This is a genomic window from Cupriavidus sp. 2SB, assembly GCF_005503625.1.
Lineage (GTDB): Bacteria > Pseudomonadota > Gammaproteobacteria > Burkholderiales > Burkholderiaceae > Cupriavidus.
This window is the reverse complement of the sequence record NZ_SCMX01000015.1, coordinates 98,811-105,399: the sequence shown is the minus strand read 5'-3', so window position 1 is coordinate 105,399 and position 6,589 is coordinate 98,811. Positions and strand designations below refer to the sequence as shown.

The following is a 6,589-nucleotide window of genomic DNA, read 5'->3' as shown; positions in this document are numbered from 1 at the left end:
CAATTTGGACCGCTGGCCCTCTCCCCCAACCCCTCTCCCGCGCGCGGGAGAGGGGTTGGGGGAGAGGGCCAGCGGTCCAAATTGCGGTTAGTCGGCAAGCAGAACTGCCTGCCCTCTCCCCCGCCCCTCTCCCGCAAGGCGGGAGAGGGGAGCAAAACCTCGGGAAAGAAACCCTGAGAAACTAAGCCTCGATCCCCTGCGACTGCAGGTACTCGTCGTACGTACCCAGGTAGTCGGTGATCGTACCGTCCGTGCGGACTTCGATCACGCGCGTGGCCAGGCCGTTGATCAGTTCGCGGTCGTGCGAGACGAAGATCAGGGTGCCAGCAAACTTGTCCAGCGCGATCTGGAGCGATTCGATCGACTCCATGTCCATGTGGTTGGTCGGCTCGTCCATGGCCAGCACGTTATGGCGGCCCAGCATCAGCTTGCCCCAGATCATGCGGCCCTTCTCGCCACCCGACAGCACCTTCACGTTCTTCTTGATGTCGTCGGCCGAGAACAGCAGGCGGCCCAGCGTGCCGCGCAACGACGTGTCGTCGTCGCCGGCCTGCGTCCACTGGCTCATCCAGTCCATCACGTTCACGTCCGTCGGGAATTCCTCGTACGTGTCTTGAGGCATATAGCCAACGTTAGCGTTTTCTGCCCACTTGATCGTGCCACGATCCACTTCCACGCCACGCTGCACACCGGTTTCCACCGCGCTGTTCAGCAGGCTGCGCAACAGCGTGGTCTTGCCCGCGCCGTTCTCGCCGATGATCGCCACGCGCTCGCCGGCCTGAATCGCCATCGACAAGTTGTTGATGATCTTGCGGTCATAGGTCTTGGTGACGCCATCGGCTTCCACCGCCAGGTTGTGCAGCTTCTTCTCGAACTCGAAGCGCACAAACGGGTTCTGGCGCGAGGACGGCTTGATGTCCTCGACCTTGATCTTGTCGATCTGCTTGGCGCGCGACGTCGCCTGGCGAGCCTTGGACTTGTTGGCCGAGAAGCGACGCACGAAATCCTGCAGTTCGGTGATGCGTTCCTTGGCACGCGCGTTGGCGGCCATCTGCCGTTCGCGGGCCTGCATCGACGCCTGCATGTAGTCGTCGTAGTTGCCCGGGTAGACCTTCAGCGTGCCGTAGTCCATGTCGGCCATGTGCGTGCACACGGAGTTCAGGAAGTGGCGATCGTGGGAAATGATGATCATGGTGGAGTTGCGCTCGTTGAGCACATCTTCCAGCCAGCGGATCGTGTTGATGTCCAGGTTATTGGTCGGTTCGTCGAGCAGCAGCACGTCCGGGTTCGAGAACAGCGCCTGGGCCAGCAACACGCGCAGCTTCCAGCCCGGGGCGACATCGCTCATCGGGCCCTGGTGCTGGTCGGTGGGAATGCCCACGCCCAGCAGCAGTTCGCCGGCACGCGCCTCGGCCGTGTAGCCGTCGTACTCGGCGTACTTGGCTTCCAACTCGGCGGCCTTCATGTAGTCTTCGTCGGTGGCCTCGGGGTTCGCGTAGATGGCATCGCGCTCGCTGGCGGCAGCCCACATTTCCGTATGGCCCATCATCACTACGTCGAGCACGCGGTTGTCTTCATAGGCAAACTGGTCCTGGCGCAGCTTGCCCAGGCGGATGCCCGGCTCCAGCATGACCGTACCCGACGATTGCTCCAGGTCGGCGCCCAGGATCTTCATGAACGTGGACTTGCCGCAGCCGTTCGCGCCGATCAGGCCGTAACGGTTGCCCTCGCCGAACTTGACCGAGATGTTCTCGAACAACGGCTTGGGGCCGAACTGCATGGTGATGTTTGCGGTAGAAAGCACGTCTGAAACCTTGTCTGGAAAGCGGGTGTGCCGCGTGGGTACCCTGAGAAGCCTGGAAAGCCAGCGTGGGACCGGATATGTACCCGGCTTGCACCTGATATGGGCGCAGGGGGCTACCGGATGGCGCGGCGGAATGAGGAAATAACCGGGCATTTTAGCACTTGCGGACGCATCCCGTAAGTCAGGTCCGCCAGTGCCGCCTGCGTTACTACAGCGTCGGATACGCCGACAGCGCCAGCGAGAATCCATCCACCCCCAACTTCACGCGCGCCTGCGCGCCCACCGGCAGCGTCAGCTTGCGCGGGCAGTGGCCGAATGGCAGGCCAGTCAGCACCGGAATGCGCAACTGGGCACGGATGTAGTCGAACACGGTATCCATGTCATAGCCGTTGTCGTAATCCGTGGTGCGGTAGTTCGAGAAATCGCCGAGCACGATGGCCTGCTGCCGCGCCAGCACGCCAGCCTGCAGCAGTTGCAGCAGCATCCGCTCCACGCGGTATGGCGGTTCGTTGATGTCTTCGAGGAAGAGGATGCCGCCGTCGACTTCAGGCAGATAAGACGTGCCAAGCAAGCTGCACAGCATGGCGAGATTGCCGCCCCAGAGGGTGCCCTCTACGGTCGTTGCGGCACCTTTCTGCGGCGCGTCGATGTCGATCCGGTAAGCCGGATTGCGCAGGATGCCTTCGAAGTGCTGCCACATGAAGGCATCGGCGGGTTCGGCACCAAAATCAGCCAGCAGCATCGGACCTGCAAACGTTACACCGCCCGTCGCGGCCAGATAGGCCAACTGGAAAGCCGTGAAATCGCTGTGTCCGATGATCGGCGTGCCGGTCGCCCGGGCCTGTTCGGCGATACGTGCGAAATCGATGCTACCGAGTATCCTTGCCAGCCCGTAGCCACCGCGCACGGCCAGCGTCAGCTCGCCTGCGTCGCCCGTGCCGATGGCGTGGAGGTCCGCCAGCCGCTCCTCATCGGTGCCACCAAACCGCAGGTAGCGGCGCGACAGGACCTCGGGGTTGTTGACCTGATAGCCGTGCAGCTTGAGCCATGCGCAGCCGCGTTCGGCAATCGCCGCATCATGCGGATAGCCGGAGGGCGCAACAAGACGGACTGCTACGGGCTGGACTTGGGAGGGTTGGCTCATGCTTCAGCGTTGACGGTAGGGTCGGAACAGCGGAAGCGCCGATTTTCGCCTAATCGGCCGGCGATGGCGAGGGCGGCGTCGGCTGCGCTTCCGTGGCTGCCGCCTGGGCGAGTTTCTGTGCGGCCTTCTGCGCCCGGCGTCGCGCACCGAAGAAATCGCGCAGCATCTGCCCGCATTCGTCGGCCATGACACCCCGTGCGACCGTGGTCTGGTGATTGAGTGTGGCCTGCGCGAACAGGTCCACGACGCTGCCAGCCGCCCCGGTTTTCGGATCGGTAGCGCCGAACACCACGTGCTTGAGCCGCGCGTGCAGGATGGCGCCGCTGCACATCGCACATGGCTCCAGCGTCACGTAGATCTCGCACTCGGGCATGCGGTAGTTACCGAGCACCCGGGCGGCGGCGCGCAAAGCCTGCATTTCCGCGTGAGCCGAGGGATCGACAGAACGGATCGGCAGGTTATGACCGCGGGCAATGATCGTGTCGTTCCAGACCACCACGGCCCCCACGGGCACCTCGCCTGCCGCTTCCGCCAGCCGCGCCTCTTCGAGCGCAGCCGTCATGTAGAAGCGGTCACGTGCAGCGTCGTCCTCGAACGTGGGCGCGGTGGTCATGATCCGGCTCGCTCAGTCCTGCGCAGGCAGCGAGAACGGGGCGCTGACTTCGGCCCAGCAGTTCGGCGTTTCGAACAGCACAAGCTTGGTCAGTTGCAGATGGTGGTTGAAGCAGTTGCGGAAGACCGGGGCGAGGATGTCGAATGCTTCCTGCGCCAAATTCTCGACGGTCGGAATGCTGTCGATGACCACGGTCTTGTGGTTATCCATGGTCTGCAGGAAATTCAGCAGTGCCGTGTCTCCCCGATAGATCAGGAACGCGTGGTCCCACTTCGACACCAGATGCTCGTTGGCGAGCGTCTTGATATCGCCGAAGTCCAGGATCATGCCGTCATCGGGCGCGCCCTCCTGATGCAAGACCTCGCCGGAAAGCGTCAGATCCAGCCGGTAGCGATGGCCGTGGATGTTGCGGCACTGGCCGCCGTGGCTCGGGATGCGGTGGCCGGAGTCGAATTCGAGCCGGCGTGTAATCGAAACTTGTTTGCTCATGTGTCAGCGAATGCCCAGCAGCTTGTGGGTCTGCAACGACAGGCGCCAGCGCGGATGGCGCTGGCAGAAATCCACCGCTGCGGCTGTATTCTGCCGTGCCAGCGGACCATCCATGGCCTGCACCAGGAAATAGCGGAAATCCAGTTGTTCGTATGCCGCGAAGTCCTGGCCGTCCTGCGGCATCACCACCTTCAGCTCGTCGCCCTTCTTGACGACAAGCTCCGAACCCATCTTCGGACTCACGCAAACCCAGTCGATACCGTCCGGCACTGGCAGCGTGCCATTGGTCTCGATGGCGATTTCGAAACCCTGCGCGTGCAGGGCGTCGATCAGCGGCGCATCGAGCTGCAGCAGCGGTTCGCCGCCCGTGCAGACCACCAGCGGCTGACCGCCCCGGCCCTGCCATTCAGAAGCCACCACCGCGGCCAGTTCCTCTGCAGTCTTGTACTTGCCGCCGCGCGTACCATCGGTGCCGACGAAATCGGTATCGCAGAACTGGCACACGGCCTTCGCGCGATCTTCCTCACGACCGGTCCACAGGTTACAACCCGAGAAACGGCAGAACACCGCGGCGCGGCCGGCGTTAGCGCCTTCGCCTTGCAGCGTGTAGAAGATTTCCTTGACGGCGTAGGTCATGCGTGTGGGTATGGGACTTGTGTAGGGCTTGTAATCGAGTGGTTGCCTGCTCAAAAAATAGGCAAAAGCCGCAGCGTGAGCAACCGACGATTGTATCAAGAACTTAGGGTTTCTGCTAAGGCATCCTATGGCATGGCCCGCAGCCGATCGGTCAGGAAATCGAGAAATACAGCAATCCGAGTGGATAGCTGCGTGTTGAGATAGTAAACGGCATGGATAGGCTGGCGCACCTCGATGGTGTCTTGCGGCAACACCTGCGCCAGACTGCCCGCCCGGCGGTCGGCATCGGTCATGTAATCGGCCAGGCACACGATGCCCTCCCCGGCCAACGCCAACTGGCGGAGCGTCTCGCCACTGGAAGCCGTCAGCGCGGGCTGGATCTGAATGTCGCTGCCCGATGCATCCCGGAGTGGCCACCGGTTCAGGGTTTCGGGTTGCGTAAAGCCGATCAGCGTGTGCTGGCTCAAGTCAGCTACGCTCTTTGGCCGGCCGTGCGCCTTCAGATAGCCCGGACTTGCCACGACGCGGATCTGGCTCGTGCCCAACGGCCGGGCGTGCAGTGTGGAATCGCGCAGCGGGCCGATGCGGATGGCGACATCGGTGCGATGCTCCAGCAAATCGATGATCTGATCGTTGGTGTTCAGTTCGAGCGAAATCTCGGGATACGCCGCACGAAACGCCCCAACCAACGGCACGATCACGTGGAACATGAACGGCGACGCCGCATTGACGCGCAGCCGCCCCGCCGGTTTCTGCCGGCGCAGCCGCATCTGTTCTTCGGCCTGATCCGCCGCCCCGAGGATCTGCCGCGCGTGGGCCAGCATCACCGCGCCCTCCTCGGTCAGCTCAAGCCGCCGCGTGGTTCGGCGCAGCAAAGTGGTGTCGAGCTTTTCTTCCAGCCTGGATAACGCACGGCTGATGCCGGAAACGGTCTGTCCCAGTTGTTCGGCGGCGGCGGTGATCGAGCCACTGTCCACCACGGTGACAAAGGCCAGCAGTTCTTCTAGTGTCAGAGTCATTGTTGAATTCTAGTCAACTATGTTCTGTCGATCACGGGGTTTCTGCGTTGCACAAGGAGCCACCCATGCAAATGCCTCAACTCGGCCTCGGCACGTTCCGCCTCAAGCAACAGCAGGCCATCGACTCGGTGACTACCGGCCTGGAGCTCGGGTATCGCCATATCGACACCGCGCAGATCTACGGCAATGAAGCCGATGTCGGACAGGCCATTGCCACGGGCGGCGTACCGCGCGGCGAGTTGTTCGTGACCACCAAGATCTGGATGGCGAACCTGGGTCGCGACGCCTTGCACGCCAGCCTGGAGACCAGCCGCGAAAAGCTCGGCCTCGATCGTCTGGACCTGACGCTGATCCACTGGCCAGCACCGGACGACGGCGTGCCGCTGGCGGAATCCATGGAAGCCCTGGCCAAGGCGCAGGCTGATGGCCTGACGCGCCAGATCGGCGTCTCGAACTTTACGATCGGGCACCTGAAACAGGCCATCGACGTCGTGGGTGCCGCGGCCATCGCCACGAACCAGATCGAGATGCATCCGTTCATGCAGAACCGCAAGGTGACCGATTTCATGCGCGAACACGGGCTGCATGTCACCGCCTATATGCCGCTGGCATACGGCAAAGTGCTGGAGGACGCCACGCTTCAGCGTATCGGCCGCGCGCATGGAGTTTCCGCCGCGCAGGTAACTCTCGCCTGGCTGTTGCAGCGAGGCATCGCCGTGATTCCATCGTCTACCAAGCGCGCCAACCTCGCCAGCAATCTGACGGCTGCGCAACTGACACTGACCGATGCGGAAATGGCGGAGATTGCCGCACTGGACCGTGGCGAAAGGCTCGTCAGCCCAGACTTTGCGCCGAAGTGGGATTGAGCCTGCCGTCGACCGCCG

At 62.8% G+C, this 6,589-nt stretch carries 7 protein-coding genes; 1 reads left to right on the top strand and 6 read right to left on the bottom strand.

Annotation, left to right across the window (positions count from 1 at the left end):
• Window positions 1-181 precede the first annotated feature (181 nt).
• From FFS21_RS09995 to FFS21_RS09970, 6 genes are all read right to left on the bottom strand, one after another.
• On the bottom strand, window positions 182-1,804 hold the full coding sequence (locus tag FFS21_RS09995; protein ID WP_137924673.1) for an ABC-F family ATPase: 1,623 nt from the start codon (window positions 1,802-1,804) through the stop codon (window positions 182-184).
• Window positions 1,805-2,012: 208 nt separating this feature from the next.
• Window positions 2,013-2,948 (bottom strand): muramoyltetrapeptide carboxypeptidase, encoded by a 936-nt coding sequence (gene ldcA, locus FFS21_RS09990; RefSeq protein ID WP_137924672.1) that lies wholly within the window; start codon window positions 2,946-2,948, stop codon window positions 2,013-2,015.
• 49 nt (window positions 2,949-2,997) lie between these two features.
• Window positions 2,998-3,561: a tRNA adenosine(34) deaminase TadA gene (tadA, locus tag FFS21_RS09985; RefSeq protein ID WP_137924671.1), complete on the bottom strand. Its 564-nt coding sequence runs from the start codon at window positions 3,559-3,561 to the stop codon at window positions 2,998-3,000.
• A gap of 12 nt (window positions 3,562-3,573) precedes the next feature.
• Entirely contained in the window at window positions 3,574-4,050 is a 477-nt protein-coding gene (locus FFS21_RS09980) for a 6-pyruvoyl trahydropterin synthase family protein (protein WP_137924670.1), read from the bottom strand.
• A gap of 3 nt (window positions 4,051-4,053) precedes the next feature.
• On the bottom strand, window positions 4,054-4,686 hold the full coding sequence (queE, locus tag FFS21_RS09975; protein WP_137924669.1) for a 7-carboxy-7-deazaguanine synthase: 633 nt from the start codon (window positions 4,684-4,686) through the stop codon (window positions 4,054-4,056).
• Between the two features lie 125 nt (window positions 4,687-4,811).
• On the bottom strand, window positions 4,812-5,705 hold the full coding sequence (locus tag FFS21_RS09970; RefSeq protein ID WP_137924668.1) for a LysR family transcriptional regulator: 894 nt from the start codon (window positions 5,703-5,705) through the stop codon (window positions 4,812-4,814).
• A gap of 65 nt (window positions 5,706-5,770) precedes the next feature.
• Between FFS21_RS09970 and dkgB the strand changes: the two genes are divergently transcribed.
• Complete coding sequence (dkgB, locus tag FFS21_RS09965) at window positions 5,771-6,571, top strand: 2,5-didehydrogluconate reductase DkgB (protein ID WP_137924667.1); 801 nt, start codon at window positions 5,771-5,773, stop codon at window positions 6,569-6,571.
• Window positions 6,572-6,589: the final 18 nt, after the last annotated feature.

What these genes read in the sequence shown, in the direction of transcription:
- tadA (WP_137924671.1), bottom strand. Translation starts at nt 3,561, where the DNA reads ATGACCACCGCGCCCACGTTCGAGGACGACGCTGCACGTGACCGCTTC.
- FFS21_RS09980 (WP_137924670.1), bottom strand. Translation starts at nt 4,050, where the DNA reads ATGAGCAAACAAGTTTCGATTACACGCCGGCTCGAATTCGACTCCGGC.
- queE (WP_137924669.1), bottom strand. Translation starts at nt 4,686, where the DNA reads ATGACCTACGCCGTCAAGGAAATCTTCTACACGCTGCAAGGCGAAGGC.
- FFS21_RS09970 (WP_137924668.1), bottom strand. Translation starts at nt 5,705, where the DNA reads ATGACTCTGACACTAGAAGAACTGCTGGCCTTTGTCACCGTGGTGGAC.
- dkgB (WP_137924667.1), top strand. Translation starts at nt 5,771, where the DNA reads ATGCAAATGCCTCAACTCGGCCTCGGCACGTTCCGCCTCAAGCAACAG.
- ldcA (WP_137924672.1), bottom strand. Translation starts at nt 2,948, where the DNA reads ATGAGCCAACCCTCCCAAGTCCAGCCCGTAGCAGTCCGTCTTGTTGCG.